The following is a 22,072-nucleotide window of genomic DNA, read 5'->3' on the forward strand; positions in this document are numbered from 1 at the left end:
ACTATCTTTGTGTCATCATAATTTAGGTTTATAATTGGTTAGTTAAAGTCTTCAATCTCCCCGGTTGAAGACTTTTTTTATTCCAATTTTTAAATCTTAACGGTTTATCCAATCACGGCAGTGATCAATCTTCTTTGCTTTCGGGATGTAATTTGCCTAAGTTTGGAAATTGGAATTAAGGTAGATGAAAATTTATACGATCGTATTTTTGTTTTTTTGTACTTCTAATCTTTTTGGGCAGTCGACAGTTGATCAAATTGATCTACGCATTTTGGAAAATTTAGCCGCCAAGAGGAGCGAGCAAGAAACGAAGGCAATGCGTATCATTTCTGATGCAAACAACTATGTCAACGCCGCCATACCTGCCGGATTGTTTGTCGCCGGTGTAATTGATGGAAACAAAGAGATGCGGCAGAACGCAGTTTATATAGCTAGTAGTACAGCAATTACCGCCTTGCTAAATTTTGGATTGAAGAAAATATTTAAAAGACCACGTCCCTTCATCGCACATAGTGGGTTTAAAGCTGTTTATCAGCCGTCTAGTTATTCTTTCCCGTCAGGTCATACGTCCGCTTCATTCAGTACGGCCACGGCCTTGTCGCGCGCTTATCCTAAATGGTATATAATTGCGCCATCGTTCATTTGGGCAGGAACTGTAGGTTACTCTCGCATGTATTTAGGTGTTCATAATCCATCAGATGTTGCGGCAGGAGCTATTTTAGGTGCTGGATCCGCCTTTGGTATGGGGTTTATAAGGCCCTGATCGAGCAGAGTTTACGATTAGAGTGGGAAGCAATTGTTTTTATTTTATCAAAAGCAACCTCTATTTAGACGAATATTCCGCATTACTGAAGATAAATTTTATAAGCACACCTTCTTGCCCCGGCAAGAATATGATCTATCCGTTCAACGGATACATTTTCTCCTAAAACATTTTGGAACGTATTAAGCTCTGAACGGCAAAAGCCCTGACAAGTCTGTGCTGCTGCGCAAATCGGACAATGATTTTCGATGAGTAAATAAACATCACCCTGCTTTTGGCATTCGGCCATATAGCCTTCTTGATTCCGAATCTCGGCCAATTTATTGACTCGTTCTTCCAATTCATTAACACCCTTTAAGTGTTCATTGTATTTTATTATGCCTGCCTTTTCGTTTTCGGAAATGATGGTTTCCATGGCTTGTTCGCCTAAGCTTTGACGAATTAAGTCAATAAGCTTTACGGTAAGATCTGCGTGCGAGTCTGGAAACCGCGCGTGTCCTGCACGGGTTAACGACCAAATCTGTTGTGGCCTTCCCCGTCCTTTTACTCGCGTGCTGGAGGTAACCAACTCATCGTTGGCAAGTTTTTGTAGCTTGAAACGCGCGCCCTCCGTGGTGATTTTAAGCTCATTAGCGACCTCAATGAGCGTTTGAGGACCCTTTTTTTTCAGCAACCAAAGAGCGCTGTCGTAATCGTTTATATGATGATTCATAAACAAAGTATCCGCTTGGTTTAATTCGTAAAAATACTAACTTTGATCGGTAATCAGAAATAAGAATGAAGGAATAATAATTAGGAGGGGAGGGCGTTAGATGTTCTTGTTATCTATAACCATTTAATAAATTTATATATGGTTGATTTAAAAGCATATTTAGAGCGAATTCATTATACGCAGCGACCGGATACCAACCTGGAAACGTTGATGGAGATACATCGACTACATCCAAAATACATTCCCTTTGAAAATTTGAATCCGCTTACCGGAAGACCGATAAGTCTAGGCATTGAGGATATTTTCGATAAATTAATACTGTCACATAGAGGAGGGTATTGCTTTGAACATAATACGTTGTTTAAGCAGGTATTGATACAACTAGGTTTTCAGGTAAGTGGATTTTGGGCAAGAGTGATTTGGAATATAGATCCAACCCAGATAACGGCGAGAACTCATATGTTATTACATATAGTTTACGAAGGCCAAGCTTATATAGCCGATGTTGGGTTTGGGGCTATGACCTTAACGGCTCCCTTACTTTTTGCTCCTGACATTGTGCAGGAAACGCAACATGGAATCTTTCGCATTATACAAAAGGAAAAATTTTATATCCTGCAGGTATTGCAAGAGAATGAGTGGCGGTCGATCTACCAGTTTTACACAGAGGTTTTGGAGTCGATAGACTATGAAGTGGCCAACTGGTATGTCTCAACACATCCCAATTCACACTTTACAAAACAGCTTATTGTGGCGAAAGTAGATGATGATGGCCGTTATACGTTACATGATAATGTGTTGAATATTCGATATGATAGCGGAAGAAAAGAGTCGTTTCTTTTTAGTACTGCTTGTGAGGTTATTGAAGCCCTGCAGCACACTTTTAACATTCGTACTAGAGGGTTGGATAATTTGGAAGAGGTACTGTCTGCCATAATAAGTACAAAGCAAGTAAGTTAAAAAAGAGAAAACCTATAAGGAAAAGGTCGGTAGAAAGCTATTGTAACGTTATTTACAATAGCTTTTATTGCCTTATTGTATTAATTTTACAGGCGCACGTACGGGTTCCTTATCTCGTATTTCTTCTGTCGCCAATCTAACGAGTTGTGTAGATTCATTAAGGGGTCCAAAAACTTCTGATTTTCCGTCCGCTTGACGGCCGAGATTGACGGGGATCCATTTCGTACTATCGTGTTCTACTTTAATCACAAAAGTTCCTAGGGTTGAATTGAGAACCGCTTCTGTAGGCACTACAAAAGTATGCTCGGCGCCGGTAAGCGGAATTTCAACTTCTGTAATCATGCCCGGTAGCAATTGTTTATTACTATTATTAACATCCATTTCGATACGTTGTGAACGAAGACGGGGATCCAATGCGCCTGCTAACCTCGCGACTTTGGCCGTAAAAGATTCACTTGGTAAAGCTTTAACCGAAAACTTGATTTCATTTTGGCGATTCAAATAGGCTGAATATAGTTCGGGCACACTGACCACTAAACGGAGCTTGTCCTGCTGCTGTAAAGTAAAAATAGGGGCCTCAGAACCTTTACCGGAAGGACCAACATAAGCACCTGCGCTGACATTCCGCGCAGTTATAATACCCGAAAAAGGTGCCCTTATTTCAAGATAATTTTTTGTGTCGCCGACCTCGCGATAGGCAGCCTGTGCCGCTTTAAATTGCGCAAGATCTGAATTCTGTTTAGCCAATGCTAAATCGAGATCGTTTTGTGATACCGTCCCCGGTGTTTTGCTGGTTTCCAGTAACCGTTGATAAGTAGCTTTACTTGCTAGATAAACAGCTTCTTGCGATTTCAGGCGGGATTCAGCTCCTGCTAGTTGTGAATTCAATTCGGGCGCTTCCATTGTAGCGAGTATTTGCCCTGCAGATACGACACTGCCGACATCCACATTTAGCTTTTTTACGAAACTACTAACTTTGGCGTATAAATCCACTTGTTGATAGGCAATAAGCTCTCCGGGAATTTTAATAGAAGAAGAAAGTTGGCCTTTGCTCAATTTAAATATTTCCAATGGAGCCGACTCCTCCTTTGCTTTTTGATTTTCGGCCTCCGCTTTTTGTATAGGTGAGGTGCACCGAGCCAACATGCAGGTTATGCTCAATAAACCGCTGGTCAATAAAACAAATCTGTAAGAGTTCATATTTGAATTTTTTTAATTTTTAGTAATAGATGGAATGTAATGAATACTTTCTTCGTCTTCCGGATCAAGAGACACACTTTGTGTGCTGGCTTTACCTTGCCCCCAGGCGAATACCAACGGCAGGATAAAAAGTGCCGCAAAAGTCGACGCCACAAGGCCCCCGATCACAGCTCTACCCAAAGGAGAGGATTGGTCACCGGCCTCTCCCAATCCACTGGCCATCGGAATCATACCAACCACCATGGCCAATGCCGTCATTACAATAGGTCTTAATCTGAGTGAGGCAGCCCCTGTTGCCGAAGAAATAGCATTTCCTGTCGTCTTCCGTATCTCTTCAGCATTGGTAATCAGCAAAACGGCATTGGATATTGATACGCCCACCGACATGATCATACCCATATAAGATTGCAAATTTAAGGTAGATCCTGTTAATAATAGAAGACCGATAGAACCTAAAATAACTGCAGGGACGGTTGCTAAAACAATTCCAGAAACTTTAAACGATTGGAAGTTAGCGGCAAGCATTAAGAATATGACCACAATAGCCACTAATAGACCGCTTTCTAAACTGTCCATAGTTTCGGTTAGCGTATTGCTTAAACCGATCAATTCTACTTCCAAACCGCGAGGCAGTTCACCCAGTGAGGAAATCGCCTTTTCTACTTCTTTAGACGCGGTACCTAAATCCTGCTGATTAATGTTAGCCGTTACAGATAACATGGGCATCGCTCCTAAATTGTCAGTTTCACCGTAGGTTATACCCGAATTTATGGTAGCAACATCTCCCAGTACGGGTCTGGATGAATTTTTCAATAAAGGTATTTCATTGATTTCATTGATACTGTTCATTTTATTTTCCGGAATCTGTACTTGAACACTGTAACTGTTGCCAATGCGTTGGTCGATCCAAATATTTTTATCGGTATACCGCGAAGAAGACGTAGAGGCAATCAAAGATCGGGAAACGTCATTCATATCAACGCCCAATTGTGCGGCTCTTGTTCTATCTACATTAATATTGATTGATGGGTATTTGGTAGACTGCCCCAATTGAACATCTCTTAGGTAATCTATTTTTTTAAGTTTAGTAATAAGCTTTTGCGCAAATGCCTCGCTCACCTTTTTATTTCTTCCGGAGAATCGGACTTCTATTGGAGTAGGCGAACCTTGACTTAGAATTTTATCCGTTAATTCTATCGGTTCAAAGGAGGTTGTTACTTCCGGTAAATCTTTAGCAAATGCAGATCGAATGTTCTCTTTGAGTTTATCCAGGTCAGTTTTATAGTGTTCACTCAATGCTACTTGAATGACGGATTCATGTGGGCCTGCCATCCATAGGTAAATAGGACTTGTGGAGAAAAGAGATGGATGCAAACCTACATAGGCAGAGGTGATCGACACGTTCTCCGGACCTACTAACTTCTTGATAGCTTCAATGGCTTTGTTTGTCTTGCGCTCGGTTTCTTCAATTCTGGTGCCGTCGGGGGCGCGTAGGCGTACTTGGAATTGACTTCCATTTACTTTTGGTAATACGTCTCGGCCGATTTGCATCATCAATATACTTGCCAATCCACAAATAATTAAAAGATAGGCAACAACAATTGCTTTGCGATAAGGCATAATGCGTTCGATAAAACGTAAATAGCGCATTCGTATCTTCTCAAAAACGCCAATCTTTTCATTATGATTTCTGTCGGCAGTTCTGGCAGCAGCAATTTTTTGTTCGATCTGTGCGTGATGATCGTCGGTAGAAAGGCCGGCCAATTCGAGCTCTTCAGCATCGGTTAAATTCGATCCATCTGCTTTTTTGTGATGCTTTACCTTCATAATCCAGTTAGCCATAATAGGAACAAAGGTTTGTGCCAGAAAATAGGATACAATCATACTGAAGCCGATAGCCAAAGCTAGCGGTAGAAAAAGCGATCCAGGTATGCCCCCCATTGTAAAGGCTGGAGCAAACACGGCCAAAATACAAAAGAGAATTAAGAGCTTAGGAAAGGCAATTTCTTTACAGGCATCCCAAATCGCTAAAGCTTTTGGTTTTCCCATATCAAAATGCTGGTGAATGTTCTCAATGGTTACCGTACTTTCATCCACCAGAATTCCGATTGCCAAAGCCAAACCGCTCAGTGTCATTATATTGATGGTTTGCCCGAATAAATTAAGAAATAGGACCCCTGATATAATGGATGTTGGGATGGTAAGGATAACAATCAAAGCGCCACGTAGGTCGCCTAAGAATAGAATAACCATCAATCCCGTGAGTATAGCACCTATGGCACCTTCAGTTAATAAGCTTTTTACCGAATTCATAACATAAACCGATTGGTCGAATTCGTAGCTTACTTGAACATCCTCCGGCAGTTGACTTTGAATTTTTGGAACTGCGGCCTTCAGTTTTTTTACTACTTCCCAAGTGGAGGCATCAGCACTTTTTGCAACATTTAAATAGACTGAGCGTTTACCATTTACCAAGGCATAACCAGAAGTAATGTCAGCGGCATCTTCGACAGTTGCTACATCTCTCAGATAAAGGTTTTGGACACCACTTTTGAAAAGTGGTATATTTTCAAAATCTTTAACATCTTTAATCGTTGTATTAGTAGGTGTGATGTAATTTTTGTCGCCAACTCTTACATTTCCCGACGGGGCGGTTTGATTATTGATTTTCAAGGCCTCTACTAATTGGTCTGGCGTCATATTGTGGGATCGAAGTAATGCAGGGTCGGCTTTGATAACAATGGTTCTGACATTTCCGCCAAAAGGAGGGGGAGCGACTAGCCCGCTTATTGACGTAAAAGAAGAACGGACATAGGTGTTAGCTAAATCTGCCAACTCATTATTGCTTCTCGTTTTGCTACTCAATACAAGTTGGCCAACGGGCAATGTTGAGGCATCAAAACGTATAATGAAGGGTGGGTTTGATCCGGGAGGGAATATCGCTTGGATACGATTTGTGAAAGAGGCAAGCTCGGCCGCTGCCTGCGCCATATTGGTCCCTGGATAAAAGTTCAATTTCATTAGGGTTAATCCCTGTATATTCTTTGTCTCTATACTTTTTAGCCCATTCGTATAGAGGAGTATGTTTACATATTGTTTAGCAAAGAAAGACTCCATCTGCTCGGGCGTATAACCTGTAAAAGGGTGGGAAATATAAATTACAGGCATATCTAGTTTTGGGAAGATATCGATCTTAATGGAAGTAACTGCTTTTATTCCAAAGAAAAATAGCCCTGCTACTATGACCATTATGGTTATCGGTTTACGTAATGCAAAGCGAATTAAATTCATGATAGTTTATTTAGATTCTTTTTAACTGTTTTTTTTGCAGCAATAAATGCTAAGGTTCTATTTTGTTAACAAATAAGCTGAAATCGCCGGAAGCAGCAGCTTTGTATAATAAAGCCTGCCAAACGTTGTTGTAGGCGATATCACGATCCGTCTCTGCCCGTATGAGCGCATACAGGGCTTGTGTGACATCCACTAAATTGGTTAACCCATTTTTATAGAGTACCGATTTCTGCAAAAACGCGTCCGAGGCGGCTTTAACTTGGGTTGGCACTTCTCTATAATTGCTTAATGCATTTTCAATTTTCGTATCCGCTAAAACTAATTGGGCCCGGATTTGCTGATTCGCCAATTCAAATTCATCTGTTAAAGCCTGGTTCGTAAAGGTTTGTCCTTTTACTTGTTTCGAAATCCGAAGTGGTTGGGTTAAATTCCAAGTCAAACCGATCCCAATGAGATAATTTGAACGACTTGGCTTAATACCGTCGAAATAATTTTGTGTAAAAGCTTGTTGATTACTCGCGTAGTCACTTCGAAAACCTGAACCCCTGGTCTGAAAGATTCCCACAAGTGATAAGGAAGGGTAATAAAGTGTTTTTAGATACTTTTTTTGTTCTTTCCCCACATTAATACGGGATTGATACCATCTCAAAGTAGGGTGGTTTGCAATATCACTGTCGGTCGACTGTTCCATACCTGCCGGTACATGCGAAATAAAAAAACTATCTAAGGTAAATTCGGTTGGAGGAATACCCATTAATTGCGCCAGCTTGTTACTCTGTTCCTGTTCAAAATCTTTTGCTTTGGTCAATGCTATTTTAGCGTTAGATACCTCCGCATTTGCCAAGGAAGAATCTACGCCGGCAATGAGCCCATTCAATGCTCTGGTGACAACCACTTGGCGGAATGTATCGGCCCGAAAGAGATTCTTCTTATACGAAAGCGTGAGTTTTTGTGCAGCCAGAAGATTCAAATAAGCCGCTGACACTTTTACCTGATGATTGAACAGCTCCTGTTGCAAATCCATATTGTCTCGTTCGGCAACTTCTCGTGCTACTTTGATCCGCTCCTTAGCTTTTCCAAAGGAGAAGAATTCCCAATTGACATTGGCTAAATAAAGCGATCCAAACGCGGCATTCCAGTTCTGGTTTGGAAGCGGTAGCCCCGAAGAGGCTACACCGTATCCACCAAAACCATAGAGAGGTCCGTTCTGACCATTGACTGTTCCATAATCTTGTTGCGCGGATAAGACCAAGTTAGGAAGATAATCTCGTTTAGCTTGCTCAACGGAAGAAAAAGAAGCCTTGGCATAATTCGCTTTAGCCTTGACACTGCCGTAGTTGTTAATTGCTAATTCGAGGGCTTCCTTTAGAGACAATTTTTGCTGTGTCCAAGCATGTTGTGTTAACATTAATGATAATAGGCTTGAAATGCAATACCTTATTATCCAACGGAATGAATATTTCACAAAAAATAAAAGTATTAGTAGTATCTTTTGTGAAATTGGGGAATGATTTTGAAGAGAATTTGAAGGAAGTGATCAAAATGTGATTATTTTGTTATCCTAATGTAACAATTTGATTGTCCTGCCCCAAAACCGAAATACCTTCCTCTCGATCAGTCTCCGTAAGCCCAGCTCTTGGAAAATCAACGGTTAGCATATGCAACCTGTTTTCGTAAGTGTATTGGACATCAAAGTTATTCAATTCACAAATTCGTTTAACAATAGCAAGACCCAAACCTACACTGTTGCTGCACTGATTGCTTTTCTTAAAGCGTTGGAATAACTCCTCTGTTGGGAAAATCGGTTCGGGGCCGGTATTTTTTATTAAAATTCCCTTTTTATTTATTTCTAGGAAAATGGTTCCATTCTTTACATTATGCCTGATTGCATTGCTAAGCAGATTATCGAACAACATGTCCGCTAAGGCCGGATTAATTCTGACGGTAATATCAGGATCGATGTGTTGCGTTACCTTTAGCTCTTTAATTGCTATCCTATCTTCATAAATCGTGAGTAACTCAAGAACCTGTTTAGTGAAGTTTATTTCTTTGGTCGCTTCAAATTCCTGATTTTCCAGTTTCGTGAGTAAAAGGAGCGAGTGATTGATTTTTGACAACTTCTCGATCGCGTTTTGCATGTCTGCGATAAGCGATGCCTGATTTTGCTGTATGTCCGTTTCCGTAAGTAGCTCCAATTTGCTTCGTAGAACAGCTAGTGGAGTTTGCAGTTCATGCGATGCATTTTCGCTAAATTCTTTTACCAAACTATATTCTTTGATTGCCTTGTCCGTCATCTTTTTCAGAAATCGGTTCAGTTCTTGGAATTCCTTCGTATTAGTATGATTAAGCGTTAACGGCTGCTTTTTTTTAATGCTAAATTTCTGTATACTTTTCAGTGTTTGATTAAATGGAGAAAGAATCTTTTTGGATACCAAACGGACGGTTAAGAGAACCACTAAAGCGATCAATACAGTTTTCAAAATGGCCGTTAAGAGCATCCCTTTTAAAATCTGTTTTGATTGCGTTACGTAATTATAGGAAGATACTTGATAATTGATGCCATTTATGGTATAATAACAACTGACCGTTATTCGGCATTCATCGGTAACGGAAGCGGTACTGTCACATTGTTGTTTTTGTACTTGTACCCTGTTTTGGGGTAAGGCGCTGTTTATCTTCAATATAGCGATTGGTCTTCCCTGCGAATACTGATCGGGCGCAATTCCTGCTTTCAACTGCTCGGCTACTTCATTGTTGACAGCTTTTAAGCGCTCTATTTCTGAATTATCGATACGATTGCGTATGTTACTTAATGTCGTGAACATACTGATAGGCGTTACAAGTAATATTATCGCCAAAAACCACAGTGTAAATTTGTCCGCTAATTTCATTATCTGGAATTTATATCAACCCTTGTTTGTGTTGAACTTATATCCTAAACCATAAATTGTGTCAATGTAATCGTCGCCACCCGCCATATTGATTTTTTTTCGGAGATTCTTAACGTGCTGGTAAACAAAGTCTACATTGCTAAGATTATCCGTGTAATCGCCCCAAAGGTGGTTGGCAATAGCTTGTCGTGATAAAACTCTATTTTTGTTTACCAGAAAATAAAGAAGAAGCTCAAACTCCTTTCTGGTCGCATCTAGTGCTTTTCCATGTATTTTTAATTCAAAGGTATTAGTATTTAACGTGATTTCCTTAAAAGAGATGATATTATTGCCGTCTAGATTTTTTCTTCGATGTATGGCTCTCAGACGTGCATGAAGTTCCGGCAAGTGAAAAGGTTTGGTAAGATAATCATCGGCTCCTTCTTCTAGGCCCTTTATTTTATCATCTAGCGCTCCTTTGGCAGAAATAATCAATATAGAACCGTTGATGTGTTCTTCTTTTACCAAGTTGAGCAACTCGAGCCCGTTTCCATCCGGAAGCATAATATCAAGAATTATACAGTCGTAGGTAAAGAAGAGCAATTTTTCGCGCGCTTCGGTTGCGCTAAAAGCCAGCTCACAGATATAATTTTCTCCAGCTAGGTAATCATGAATACTGCTAGCGAGTTCTTTATTGTCTTCTATTACCAAAATTTTCATTTACGACTAGTTTTACATCTGATGAGCAAACCGGATGCGGGGACTTAAAAATATACTTTATAGCCAATTATCGCTTAAACTTATCGGTTTCCACAGAATAAATTAACAAAACGCTAAATAGAGCACAAGATAGAGACTAATTTTGAAAAAAATTTGAAGTGCCCTTGCCCAAAAAAAGGCGTTGCTTATTGCGTTAAGCTTTCATCACTTTATTTAAAGCAAGGGGGATATGCAGGAGATCGTAGTCGTTTGAGTAGATTAAATACTTAGTGTGCCATGTGGGATTATATTTGTCTTTAAACTCTCTTAAGCCTTTGTAATGTTTGAATTGTTGCAGTTTTTCGTAGGCGAACTTAATGGTCCGTTGTGGTATATCCGTCGGTGAGTCAATACCGGAAAAAGGAGCTAAGCCCATGTTCAAAGATTTGAACCCTTGTTGTTGAGCATACTCTATTAGTTTTATAAGAATACAATCCATATTTCCGCTAGGGGCGTCGGCTGTTTTTCTAATAAGATCATAAGTAGTCTCACCGGGCATATAATCCGGTATAATATTTAGAAAGCTCACGACCTTTTCATCCGTATTCTCTAAGGTAATAATGGTGTGCTGTTTCAATTCTGTCTCATTAAAAGCCCCCTGAGAGAAAACCATTTCTTCCCGATTGAGCATAATCAGCCATTCGTCTGAGACCGACTTTAATTTTTGGAGCAAGCCATCTTTTATTGGTGGCGTGTAAATCTTCGTAATAAAACCCTTCTTTTCGATATTATTCAAGGCATTTCTTAAGGATTTGTTGCTTTTACCTTCCAGGTTAAATCGGCTTAAGTCGACAATTGCCTCTTGCCCGATAGGAAGTGCTTTTTTCTTAATTGATCTATAGAATTCTAAATTATCCTCATCCACACGATAATAAATGGCTTTTAGACTATTTTGCTGGCAGAATCTTTCAAATGCATAAATTGTTTGCTCCTTAACTAGTGGTGAGTCAAAGCATACCGGTTCATGTAAGACAACAGCGAAGCTATTGGCTATTTTATACGCGATCATGGAATCTATATCCGCAGGAAAGAAGAATAGCTTGTCATTGGCAAGCTTAAAATGATCAACCGCTGATTTTCCGTAATTGGTAATCACTGCATGTGCTCTAATCAATTCTTCTTCGTTTCTTTTAGTTTTAAAAATATAGGGTTGGATGAATGAATAGAATAACATTAAGATGGCAAGAGCACCGAATAAATTAATGGAATAAACAAATAGTCTGGCAAATTCCGTATGTGGATTTAGATAAGTGGTGTCTACTAGAATAAGACAAGCCAGGGTGTTAACAAACGAGTCAAGAATTGAAAAATTTTCATGAAAGTGATTGGCTTTTAAAAGATAAAAGCCTATTGTTCCATAGATTAATACAGCACAAATAACGATGAGGGAGGTAGTGATACTAAATGTTTGAAGCTTCTTATCACCTTTGATGTAATATTGTTTATAGGTAACAGATAACGTGACGATTGTGAACAGTGCCAAAGAGGCCTCTTCATAGTCGATCGCCTTGGTAAGATGACCGATAAAAGATAAAGAACTAAGTAGTAGTGCAATTAGCCAAGCATTTCTTAACCCTTTAATTAAAAATGCCGAGCAGATAAGCAGCAGTAGTCCGATCAGCAAAACCATGTAGTTAGAGAAGTGAATCGTATCATTTGGAATGAAGCGATGCAGTGTTTTAACTCTACTCGCTATAGCAGGCGTTAATACAGAAGCGATATTGACGATTCCCAGTGTGAAAAGTAGTACAGACGGAAAAATGCGTAAAATTAAATTACCCTTTTGAAAAACGAAGCTAAAAACACCCAGTAGAAGCGGTAGCCAAAATTCAAAAAGACGATATAGAAAAGTAATGGAAAGTGACTCTGTAGTACTAAAATCGAATCGGTTGAGCACCACTACTAAAGATACTTCGACGGCTCCAAGCCCCCTTAAAAAAGGTGAAATACAAAGGAACAAGGTTGCAATTACATAGCCGAGTATAGCAGCCGATACATCGTATTGTAAATGGAGAGCTTTCATAGCCAATAGTAAATGGATTATTCCAACCAGTTCAATCAATATGGAATAGAGCAATGTTAAACCTAGTTGTTGTTTGCTGAAATGTCCGTTTTTAAGTTCTAAAACAACTGCCTCAAGTGCGGGGAAGCGCGGTAATAGCCATCTATAGAAGCTGCCTTCAACATAAATATCATAACTGATATAACCGATCAAAAATAGCAGCAAACAGAGAGCCAATAAGGTTTCCCATTCACCTCCATAGCGTTGATTTGTAAAAGAAATGTATAGGATAACCGGAAAGGCGAATAAGACAACTGATATGATTCCGATAACACCGTATATATAGGAAGCAAAATTTATCTTTGTTTTACTGATGCCCGTTCGTTCAATTTCTTTCGTAAAAAAAGCTAAGGATGTCACGCCGCCTCCCGGGAGGAATACACTTAATAAGTTTCTTTTGAGGAACAGCTGCGTGGCTAGTCGGATAGATAATGTTTTTCCAACCGTTTTGAAACTATGGACATACATGAGAGCTTGGAGTAGGATATATAGAAGTACACCGATGATGCCAATTAGTACCCATAAAGGGTCGCTTTGAACGGTCGTTTCTTTTACTTTGATCAGCTCTTCACGCTGCTGTTTTAAAAAGTAAATGCCAAATAGGACAAAAAGGAGACCTATGATTTCCTTTACGTAATAGTTATGTTGTTTAAAACGATTTATTAAGCTGCTCATTTAGGTTCAAATCTTGTTAAACTTAATAAACTTCATTTTAAGATAATACTAAGTTTGTGTTTTGGATACGTGGCGACATACTTTTGTCAATAGGCTGATAATAGAGATTTTCCGTAACAAGTACCACCTTCATTTAACTTTTTCAAGCAGCCATCCATGAAAATCTTTAACGTCATAAAACATAAAGTCGGGTGCTAAGGCTCGTAGTTTATCAGCCTCTGCAGTCTCTGCCCAAGCCGCCGCTACAATGGGAATGCCAACGTCCTTACAGGCTGTTATATCGCTGGGAGCATCGCCAACATAAATGACCTCGGTTTTCTTAAAATCAGGCATATGATTTAGTACAGCTTGAATACCCTCAACTTTTCTTGGCCCTTTCGGCGACCCGGTTTCGATCAACTTAAAAAAAGAAAGAAGATCAAAACGCTTTAGGGAAATGGCGGTGCTCAGTGCTCCTTTTCCTGTCACAAGAGCCGTTTCAACCTGATGCTTTTTTAGGTCAGCCAGCATTTCACGTATACCTTCAAACGGTTGTGGACATATTTCATGTAATACTTCGTAATTACTTAAATAGTTGGAAACGCCTTGTTGATAATGCGCCGGAGCCAGGGCCATAATAGTCCCTTCTTCTGAAGGGCCGAAAGTAGAGATGATTTCCTGATCCGAAATTGATTGGCCAATTAGTGGCTCTATAGACTCACGGAAAGCTCGAATGCAAAGTGGAAGCGTATTAGCGATCGTTCCATCAAGATCAAAAATAACTGCTTTTATTTTTTTTATCATGGCTGGTGAAATACTTGAAAATGGCTATTTATTAATCAATTTGACTAAGTTAGTTTTGTGGTGATTAAATACCAAATCTATTTGCTCTAATGAAGAATAGGAAGATTTTCTTAAAAGTAATATGCCTGGTTGGTACAATGTTGTTTATAGCCGTATCATTTGCCCAAGAGATAAGAATCTTAAATGCTGCCGAAATAGACGAAATTGCTTATGAAGGTGATTTAGATATGCCTGTATTCCGTGGCTTTGAATATAGAGATGGAGGTGGTTTATGGGATATGTTGCTTTTGGAAAATAATTATGTGGCTGGGAGTGACACAGCTACTAATTCATCCATTAAGGGGATTTTATACTTACAGGATCACGGCGGGTATTTAAAAAAAACAGAATTTAAGGACTTTATAAAGGAGGAAGAAGGAGATATTCGTTTCTGGACATCCTATTGTTCTTTTACAGATTTAGATGGCGATGGGTATATCGATCCTGTAGTCGTTTATGCTTCTTATAAAGGGAAGGATAAATCGGATGAAGAACCGCTACGAGTCAAGATATTTGTTTTTTATAAAACCGCGAAGATTGGCGTTCGTGCGCAGGAATGCGCGTTGGATGCCTGCCGTACGTTGAAATTTGATAAGAGCTACGCTGCACTGCCTTTAAGTATTCGTCGGCATGTTCTTCAATTAATGGAAATCATGAGAACGGAGCGGGGAGTGATTCTGAAAGACGGCTGACATTTTATAATAGAATTTGACTTAAAGCTTACAGCGGTAACTCACCTTAAAGGCTACATTTGTTGAACTATGACAGAACAAATTCCTTTATCAGCTCTAGAGCTGGCAGTAGTAGTGGAAGGGGGGGATGCAGGAACAGCAATAGAAAGCAGCGTAAGAGTAGCCCAGCACATCGAAGAATTAGGTTATCGTCGAATTTGGCTAGCGGAGCACCACAATATGGAACATATAGCCAGTTCCGCTACAGCCGTATTAATTGGCCACGTCGCTGGTCGTACTAAGACAATTAGGGTGGGATCCGGTGGAGTTATGCTACCCAATCATACGCCGTTGATTGTTGCAGAACAGTTCGGAACCTTAGAAACACTATATCCTGGACGTATCGACTTAGGTTTGGGGCGAGCACCTGGCACAGATCAGCTGACAGCCATGGCTTTGCGGAAAAATAATATGCACGCCGCTTTTCAGTTTCCCGATGATGTCAAAGAGTTGCAACAGTTTTTAAGTGGAGATAATGTGGACAGCAAGGTTCGAGCATTTCCCGGTGAAGGACTTGATATTCCAATATGGATATTGGGCTCAAGCACGGATAGTGCACATTTAGCAGCGCGTTTAGGCTTACCTTATGCCTTTGCATCCCATTTTGCACCCGCTCAATTTCGAGCAGCCGTTTCCATATATAAACGAGAATTCCGTCCTTCAGAACATCTGAACGAACCCTATGTTATGGCTTGTGTTAATGTTATTGGAGCAGATACGGACGAGGAGGCGGAGTTTCTTTCCTCCAGTTTGTATCGGATGTTTATTGGCATTTTGACGGATCAACGGCAGCCATTGCAACCACCGAATCCTTCTTTGGCCCTGGCATGGAGCCCCGAGGTCCAGCAAGCGGTAAATAATATGACTGCTTGTACTTTTGTGGGTAGCAAAGATACCTTGAGCCGACAATTATCGGCCTTTATTGCCGAGATGGGTATCAATGAGTTGATGGCCACTAGTTATATCTATGATCTGAATAAAAGGCTTGCCTCTTTTACCATACTGAAAGAAGCGTTACAGGGCATATAAGAATAATGCTAAATGACTTGACTAATAAATAAAAACAGATGGTTGCTCAAATTTTTGGCGCTGCTTTTGGCCTCCTTGCCGTAATATTGGGAGCCTTTGGTGCTCATGCTTTGAAAAAGAAATTTACGGTTGACCAACAGCAAAGTTTTGAAACCGGTGTAAGATACCAAATGTACCATGCAATTGTTTTGATAGGTATAGGTGAACTATACAAAGATGTGGCACTATTTCAAACAATTAGTATACTATTTATTGTTGGTGTCATCTTGTTTTCATTCAGTATTTATGGTTTGTGTCTCAGCTCTGCGTTCGGTCGTAAACTACGTTTTTTAGGGCCCATCACCCCTCTTGGTGGACTTTTCTTGGTAATTGGATGGGCTTTATTGCTCTATCAGGTTCTTTCAAAGTAACTATAAACTTTCCATATTACTTTGAAGGAATCTTATCTTACTGTCGAATAGTTAATGCCTGACTGTTATTTGTGTGTACTGACTTTTTTAAAACGATATAGATATTTACCGTTGGACGCTTGAAAAAGACTGTCTTGTTGTTGTTGCGCTTGTTGTGAGCTTAATTTAATTACGTCATAAGAAACAAACTCTTCTTTGGGTTCATCGGAGATGCGAACATTATTAATGTATTTATAGGAAGGCGTTATGCGATATAATTCGCGATTCCACGTATATATATCCGTTTCTGTCTCTATTTCAAAGTTATCCTTGCTACAGGAGCATAAGGCTAAGGCGATCAAACAATTTATTATCAATTTCATCAGTTAGATTGTTAAAAATCTTTCCGCGATTCTATGTGCCCTTAGGCAAAAAACATTCCAAGGAATATGTAGAAAGCTTAGCAATAGCGAACTTTAACATTTATTAACTAAACCGATCGCTAATAAGGGCAGATAAGCAAGAAGTTGGTGATGGCTATACAATAAGGGGGGATAGTACGCTGAAATGTATGAGATTTAGTACATTTTTTATAGGACAGCATTTTTAGTACCCTTTCGCCCCGGTCACCAAATTCACATTAGCCGAAAAATACATTTTTATTTTGGCAAATACGCCAAAACTCCTATTTTTGCAGTCCTTCAAGGTAAGGGATAAACGGAGAGTTGTCCGAGTGGTTTAAGGAGCACGCCTGGAAAGTGTGTATACCTCAAAAGGGTATCGAGAGTTCGAATCTCTCACTCTCCGCGAAAACAGGCCCGACTAGTTATCGGGCTTTTCTTTTTACCGGAAACCAACCTATTATGATTACTACTATTCCGTCAATTTGATAATCGGGGCTAACAATCTGTGAAATGAGATGCTAAGCTAAAGCGGGTATAAGCTCTTTAGTGTGCGAATACGCTTGTTATGTACCGAAATTTCTTTATAGTGCTTGTCTTTTTGTATTTGAACAAGGTAAATAACGGTACCCGGAATCTGAATTTCTCGTGCACGTAAAACAGAATAACCATCAAATTTTGAACGAATAATTTTTTTTAGATCTTCTGGAGTAGCGGATTCATTCAGGTATTTAATCGTGTGTTTCCATATACCTGTTGCACTATAACTTACCGTATAGGGAATGGTTTCCTGTTTAAACTTGGTAACCAGGCCATCATTTACTTTGTACCATCGAGCGTCAGAAATATTATAAAAATGCTTATTAAAATGTTTCAGTACAAGCCTTGAGTTAGACGATCCGATTGAGGTGAGTACGGTATTAAGTGGGGCGTCTAAATCTTCCCCTATTTCCGATCCGTTTTGCGCAACAAGCATTTGTGCCCTGCCATCGGTCGTACCGATGATCACGATAACCATTACCATAAAAGTTATCGCCGTTTTTAATAATAAACTTTTCATGATCAAATAGCATTGATTTAAAACAAAAGAAAGGTATCATTTATAGATCAGCAATTTTTTTTAGATATACGACATGTTTTTAGCCTAAATGATAATATGTCTTGATATAAGTCGTTTGTCGTTCGAAAACTGCCGTATGACAAAAAAAATGGCGTTCGACGGATATATTAGGTAACTTAGATTTAAAATGACTAGTTCCATAACCGGTGATGAAAAAGTTAAATAACCAATACATTTTTATTATTCTTTTCTGGACATTATATTTTCTATACGAATGGCTAAGTGTTCCATCCATGAGCGGAGAGTATAGGCGATATTTTATTTCAGCTTGTGTAATGGTACCTACCACCTTTATTGCGGCCATCCTAACGGTACATGTCTATTTCGCTAAATTCTATCTGAAGAGCCGCAAACGCTTGTTTTGGATTGCCTCTATGCTAACCATGTTCGTGCTGCTGATGATAAGAAGGTTATTTTATTACTATCACACATATCCACTATACTACCCCGAAGGAATGTTATTGCCTTTTTTCTATGTACCTAAGCTTATTATCGATTTTGTTAATATGTACCTTATTGTTGGTTTATATTCACTTATCTATTTTTTTCGTTCTTATTACGAACAACAAAAACTCAATGCAACCCTTCAGAAAGAAATGATCAGGTCTGAATTGGAGTTGCTTAAGCTACAGGTTCATCCTCATTTTATTTTTAATACCTTAAATAATATTTACTCATTTTCCATTCAGCAAAAACCGAAGGCGGCAGATCTTATTCATCGCCTTTCGTCTTTTTTAGATTATAATTTATACCAGGCAAAGGAAAACACTGTACCACTCATTAACGAAATAGAATACATACAGCATTATATCGAATTAGAGAAAATTCGTTTTGGCGATCGACTAGATATCTCTATAAATATCCTCTCGGAAATAGAGCATTTTTATATAAGTCCAATGTTATTGTTGCCTCTGGTAGAAAATGCGTTTAAACATGGTGCAGGCAAATTGCAAAAAGATGCTTGGATACGTATGGATATCTCGATGAAACGCGACATCTTAACCGTTAAGATTGAGAATAATTATGCTGAGCAAACAACCCAATCGGAACGCCCCGGTATTGGTTTAGACAATGTAAAAAGAAGACTGGAAATTCTCTATGAAGGAGCTCACGAAATAAGTATAATGAAGGAATCCGGTACTTTCCTAGTTGTTCTAAAAATTAAAAATGGAATCACTGCATAAAATAAAATGTATAGCGGTGGACGATGAACCGCCTGCATTACAATTATTAATTTCTTATATCGAAAAAATTCAATCACTCGAATTGGTGTTTTCTAGCAGCGACGCGCTGGAAGCTTTTAATTTTATACAACATCATGAGGTCGATATTTTATTTATTGATATACAGATGCCGGGTCTTAATGGTTTAGAATTTGTTCGTGCGTTGTTTTATCGACCGGCAGTAATCATGACTACCGCATATCGTGAGCATGCGGCAGAGGGGTTTGATTTAGATGTTTTAGATTATTTAGTTAAGCCCTTTCGATTTGAACGCTTTTTAAGAGCAGTATCAAAATATTCGCAAACGAGCGGTTCTAGTTTGGAGTTCGTTCATAAAGTTCAAAAACAAGAAGATGTTTACATGTACTTTAATGTTAACAAAGAATTGATCAAAGTTTTTTTGAAAGACATTCTTTATATAGAAAGTGTTAGAGATTATATCAAAATTGTTATGGCTGCTAAAACTATTATAACGTATCAGCGAATCAGTTATATGGAAGAAAAGTTGCCGGAGGATAACTTTATTAGAATGCACAAATCGTTTATTGTAAACCTACACCAGATTAAGGCGTATAAATGCGATCGATTGAGGGTGGGAAACGAGGTCCTGCCCGTTGGGCGATTCTATAAGAAAAGGCTGATTGAGCGATTGAACGCGGATCAATTTGGTTCTTAGAGACGGCATTGCTTGTTTCTGTAGATTTCGGGAGAAGTATTACATTTCGTATTTTGCAGCGCGAAAGAAACGCAATTATTCAGTTTTATGTGCGTTATAAGGTCATGAAAAGTATGAACAGCTGTGGATTGAAGAGAGGTGTGAAATAATTCACCTCTCACGTGGATGACCAGCTGAATTTTATTGCCACTTAAAGAGAATTTCTAATGGAAGAAAACAAAACGAGCGAGCTTAGAATCTTATTTGCCGAGGACAATGAGGTCAATCGGTTTTATCTTCGGTCTCTCTTCGAACAGCACTTTAAAGGTATGCTGATTTTGGAAGCCAAAAATGGTCGAGAAGCTGTTGAAATATATGAAGCGTATAGGCCGAATTTAGTGCTGCTTGATTTAAATATGCCGATTATGGGAGGAAATGAGGCCGCCGTAACAATTAAGCAATTAGCAGAAACAAACGGGGACAAACCTCGGATAATTGCATTGACAGGGAATTCACTCAATGTCGATGATGGGGCTCATAATCAGGAGGCGATTGATGATTATATCATCAAACCGTTTACTGCAGAAGCTCTGTTGACACTGCTATCGCCGGTTATTGTAGATGGGAAAAATATAGAAGAAAGCACGGATAACTTGGAGATTACAATAGAAGGCGACATATTACACGATAAACGGCATTTTAATTATGAGGAACTGGAGCGATCTTTAGCTAATGACAGACAATTGATCAATGAAGTTTTAACTTATGTGCTAAATAGTCTGGACACCTTCTTGCCGAGGTTTAGAAACTTAATAACTGAAGGAAATCAAGAGCAAATACAAAAACTTGCACATGAACTTCGAGGAACCGCACTCAACGCTCGCTTGCCGCTGCTTAGTGAATATGCATTATTGCTAGAAAACCAAGCGAGTTTTGATGAAGATTTTCTTCTTGAACATTTAAAAAGAATAGATGAAGAAATTAAAGATGTAAAGCCTTTGCTTGCGGCCATGCTTGACTAGAAGTAATGGATATCATTTAGATCTATTAGCAAATTTTGAGGACGTCAAAATATAGGACAAGCACGGTCCACAACTTGTTCTTTAATAGGCTCCCCATAAAATATGGGGAGTTATCGTTAAGCACCTATTAGGGTATATTCAAATCTCCGACCTATTTTTCTACCTTCAATAAAGCCATTTTTAAGAAGATAGGACAGCCTTACCGCAACTACTTTTTCCAGTTTATATGGATCCAATTCGGGTTGTGCCTGTTGTAGAACATCCAAAATATCCTCTTTGAATCCTTGTCCTACATTTGTCAATGCATAGCTGATCTTATAGTCTAGTTTGGAATGGGGATCAAAATTTTCTACCGGTTTGAGTACCTTTTTATTGGCTTTACTTTCAAGGGTATAACCGGCAGAGGAAGGGATCAGACTGGCAAGGCTATTGCTTTTATTGCCCGTAATGCCCTCAATAGTTTTGTCGATGCTTTTTATTTCCTGTAAAAGCGCTTCCCGCATTTCTTTCAAGTATTCGATTACTTGTTTTTCTTGAACTTGAGCTTTCATGTAATGTTAGTGATTGGTTTTTACAAACTTATATAATTTAAATAAATTATACAATTCGAAGGACTAAGATTGATGCATTGTTGTGGTAGAGACATCAAAAATCGTATGCTTTGTTTTTTTAAATTGTTTGTTCTGTGATAAAAGAAAGCGAATACGGATAGGCGTTTGTCGCATTTTCCTTATAAATTTCTCATAGAGCGACTGCTGTTTTTTTTATTGATCATGTAGATTCGTATCGTTACAATTTTGTGATAGAGTTTACTGCAAATTGCAGCGGAGATGGTTTAGCTTTTTTTTCAATTAACTATAGAAGAATCATTTGGCTGGTGTGAAGACTAATTTTAACAAATAATGATAAAAATACAATGAAAAGAGACGTTATATCACAAAGAATTACGACAAACTTGTGTTCGAAAAAGAAGCAGAAGAGGCGGTTCGCTTTTATACCTCGATATTCAAGATAGTAAAATTGAAAGTATCGCTCGTTATACCGAAGAGGGCTTTGAGCATCACCGAAAACCGGCAGGGTCCATGATGACCATTGAATTTACCCTTGATGGCCAAGAGTTTTTGGCATTAAATGCTGGGCCAATATTCAACGAAGCGATATCGCTCATTGTGAATTGTGAAGATCAGAACGAAGTTGATTATTATTGGAAACGTCTTTGCGAGGGCGGTGACGAAAAAGCACAAGTATGCGGGTGGCTTTAAGATAAATTTGGTGTATCATGGCAAGTTGCTTCGCTTGTGCTAAACGAAATGATTTTGGATCCGGATGTCGTTAAGGTTAATCGTGTTTTAAAAGCGATGTTTCAAATGAAAAAAATCAACATCGCT

Annotated in this window: 20 protein-coding genes and 1 tRNA gene; 10 read left to right on the forward strand and 11 right to left on the reverse strand. The window is 39.0% G+C overall.

The genetic code is table 11. The features are described 5' to 3' along the window. The first annotated feature begins 184 nt into the window (after positions 1-184). Entirely contained in the window at positions 185-763 is a 579-nt protein-coding gene (locus E0E36_RS09305; RefSeq protein ID WP_130855733.1) for a phosphatase PAP2 family protein, read from the forward strand. A gap of 82 nt (positions 764-845) precedes the next feature. On the opposite strand, the gene E0E36_RS09310 is transcribed toward E0E36_RS09305, so the two are convergent. Then, positions 846-1,475, reverse strand: a complete 630-nt coding sequence (locus tag E0E36_RS09310) for a helix-turn-helix transcriptional regulator (protein ID WP_013667310.1) — start codon at positions 1,473-1,475, stop codon at positions 846-848. A gap of 138 nt (positions 1,476-1,613) precedes the next feature. On the opposite strand from E0E36_RS09310, the gene E0E36_RS09315 reads away from it, so the two are divergent. After that, on the forward strand, positions 1,614-2,435 hold the full coding sequence (locus E0E36_RS09315; RefSeq protein ID WP_130855734.1) for an arylamine N-acetyltransferase family protein: 822 nt from the start codon (positions 1,614-1,616) through the stop codon (positions 2,433-2,435). A 72-nt stretch (positions 2,436-2,507) separates the two neighbouring features. On the opposite strand, the gene E0E36_RS09320 is transcribed toward E0E36_RS09315, so the two are convergent. The 7 genes from E0E36_RS09320 to E0E36_RS09350 all read right to left on the reverse strand — a co-directional run bounded on the left by E0E36_RS09320 (position 2,508) and on the right by E0E36_RS09350 (position 14,075). Next, positions 2,508-3,635, reverse strand: coding sequence for an efflux RND transporter periplasmic adaptor subunit (locus E0E36_RS09320; RefSeq protein WP_130855735.1), 1,128 nt, complete (start codon positions 3,633-3,635; stop codon positions 2,508-2,510). Positions 3,636-3,647: 12 nt separating this feature from the next. Beyond that, positions 3,648-6,926, reverse strand: a complete 3,279-nt coding sequence (locus E0E36_RS09325) for an efflux RND transporter permease subunit (protein ID WP_130855736.1) — start codon at positions 6,924-6,926, stop codon at positions 3,648-3,650. Positions 6,927-6,975: 49 nt separating this feature from the next. Next, the gene (locus E0E36_RS09330; protein ID WP_013667306.1) at positions 6,976-8,334 is read right to left on the reverse strand and encodes a TolC family protein; all 1,359 of its coding nucleotides are present in this window, start codon (positions 8,332-8,334) and stop codon (positions 6,976-6,978) included. A gap of 148 nt (positions 8,335-8,482) precedes the next feature. Continuing rightward, positions 8,483-9,817: a sensor histidine kinase gene (locus E0E36_RS09335; RefSeq protein WP_130855737.1), complete on the reverse strand. Its 1,335-nt coding sequence runs from the start codon at positions 9,815-9,817 to the stop codon at positions 8,483-8,485. Between the two features lie 15 nt (positions 9,818-9,832). After that, positions 9,833-10,516, reverse strand: a complete 684-nt coding sequence (locus E0E36_RS09340; protein WP_013667304.1) for a response regulator transcription factor — start codon at positions 10,514-10,516, stop codon at positions 9,833-9,835. A gap of 193 nt (positions 10,517-10,709) precedes the next feature. Further along, positions 10,710-13,292 carry a phosphatidylglycerol lysyltransferase domain-containing protein gene (locus tag E0E36_RS09345; RefSeq protein WP_130855738.1) on the reverse strand — a complete coding sequence of 861 codons (2,583 nt, stop codon included), beginning with the start codon at positions 13,290-13,292 and terminating at the stop codon, positions 10,710-10,712. 129 nt (positions 13,293-13,421) lie between these two features. Beyond that, entirely contained in the window at positions 13,422-14,075 is a 654-nt protein-coding gene (locus tag E0E36_RS09350) for an HAD family hydrolase (RefSeq protein WP_013667301.1), read from the reverse strand. A gap of 89 nt (positions 14,076-14,164) precedes the next feature. Between E0E36_RS09350 and E0E36_RS09355 the strand changes: the two genes are divergently transcribed. From E0E36_RS09355 to E0E36_RS09365, 3 genes are all read left to right on the forward strand, one after another. Beyond that, a complete protein-coding gene (locus E0E36_RS09355) occupies positions 14,165-14,806 on the forward strand; it encodes a M949_RS01915 family surface polysaccharide biosynthesis protein (protein WP_049795072.1) in 642 nt (213 codons plus the stop codon). Between the two features lie 69 nt (positions 14,807-14,875). Next, entirely contained in the window at positions 14,876-15,874 is a 999-nt protein-coding gene (locus E0E36_RS09360; RefSeq protein WP_013667299.1) for an LLM class flavin-dependent oxidoreductase, read from the forward strand. A gap of 38 nt (positions 15,875-15,912) precedes the next feature. Further along, positions 15,913-16,284: a DUF423 domain-containing protein gene (locus E0E36_RS09365; protein ID WP_013667298.1), complete on the forward strand. Its 372-nt coding sequence runs from the start codon at positions 15,913-15,915 to the stop codon at positions 16,282-16,284. A gap of 65 nt (positions 16,285-16,349) precedes the next feature. Here the strand turns inward: E0E36_RS09365 and E0E36_RS09370 are convergent, their stop codons facing one another. After that, positions 16,350-16,646 carry a hypothetical protein gene (locus E0E36_RS09370; protein ID WP_130855739.1) on the reverse strand — a complete coding sequence of 99 codons (297 nt, stop codon included), beginning with the start codon at positions 16,644-16,646 and terminating at the stop codon, positions 16,350-16,352. A 336-nt stretch (positions 16,647-16,982) separates the two neighbouring features. On the opposite strand from E0E36_RS09370, the gene E0E36_RS09375 reads away from it, so the two are divergent. Continuing rightward, positions 16,983-17,070, forward strand: a tRNA-Ser gene (locus E0E36_RS09375). A gap of 120 nt (positions 17,071-17,190) precedes the next feature. Here E0E36_RS09375 and E0E36_RS09380 read toward each other — a convergent pair. Continuing rightward, positions 17,191-17,724 carry a hypothetical protein gene (locus E0E36_RS09380; RefSeq protein WP_130855740.1) on the reverse strand — a complete coding sequence of 178 codons (534 nt, stop codon included), beginning with the start codon at positions 17,722-17,724 and terminating at the stop codon, positions 17,191-17,193. A 209-nt stretch (positions 17,725-17,933) separates the two neighbouring features. Between E0E36_RS09380 and E0E36_RS09385 the strand changes: the two genes are divergently transcribed. The 3 genes from E0E36_RS09385 to E0E36_RS09395 all read left to right on the forward strand — a co-directional run bounded on the left by E0E36_RS09385 (position 17,934) and on the right by E0E36_RS09395 (position 20,684). Continuing rightward, the gene (locus tag E0E36_RS09385; RefSeq protein ID WP_130855741.1) at positions 17,934-18,968 is read left to right on the forward strand and encodes a sensor histidine kinase; all 1,035 of its coding nucleotides are present in this window, start codon (positions 17,934-17,936) and stop codon (positions 18,966-18,968) included. Then, complete coding sequence (locus tag E0E36_RS09390) at positions 18,952-19,683, forward strand: LytR/AlgR family response regulator transcription factor (RefSeq protein ID WP_013667294.1); 732 nt, start codon at positions 18,952-18,954, stop codon at positions 19,681-19,683. Before E0E36_RS09385 ends, E0E36_RS09390 begins: the two co-directional genes overlap by 17 nt. A 206-nt stretch (positions 19,684-19,889) precedes the next feature. Beyond that, a complete protein-coding gene (locus E0E36_RS09395; protein ID WP_130855742.1) occupies positions 19,890-20,684 on the forward strand; it encodes a response regulator in 795 nt (264 codons plus the stop codon). Between the two features lie 116 nt (positions 20,685-20,800). Here E0E36_RS09395 and E0E36_RS09400 read toward each other — a convergent pair whose 3' ends face one another. Continuing rightward, the gene (locus E0E36_RS09400; protein ID WP_130855743.1) at positions 20,801-21,235 is read right to left on the reverse strand and encodes a soluble adenylyl cyclase-like protein; all 435 of its coding nucleotides are present in this window, start codon (positions 21,233-21,235) and stop codon (positions 20,801-20,803) included. A gap of 477 nt (positions 21,236-21,712) precedes the next feature. Between E0E36_RS09400 and E0E36_RS28010 the strand changes: the two genes are divergently transcribed. Further along, positions 21,713-21,946, forward strand: coding sequence for a VOC family protein (locus tag E0E36_RS28010; protein ID WP_246860338.1), 234 nt, complete (start codon positions 21,713-21,715; stop codon positions 21,944-21,946). The last annotated feature ends 126 nt before the right edge of the window (positions 21,947-22,072 follow it).

It is taken from the genome of Olivibacter jilunii (genome assembly GCF_900607235.1).
Taxonomy (GTDB): Bacteria; Bacteroidota; Bacteroidia; order Sphingobacteriales; family Sphingobacteriaceae; genus Olivibacter; species Olivibacter oleidegradans.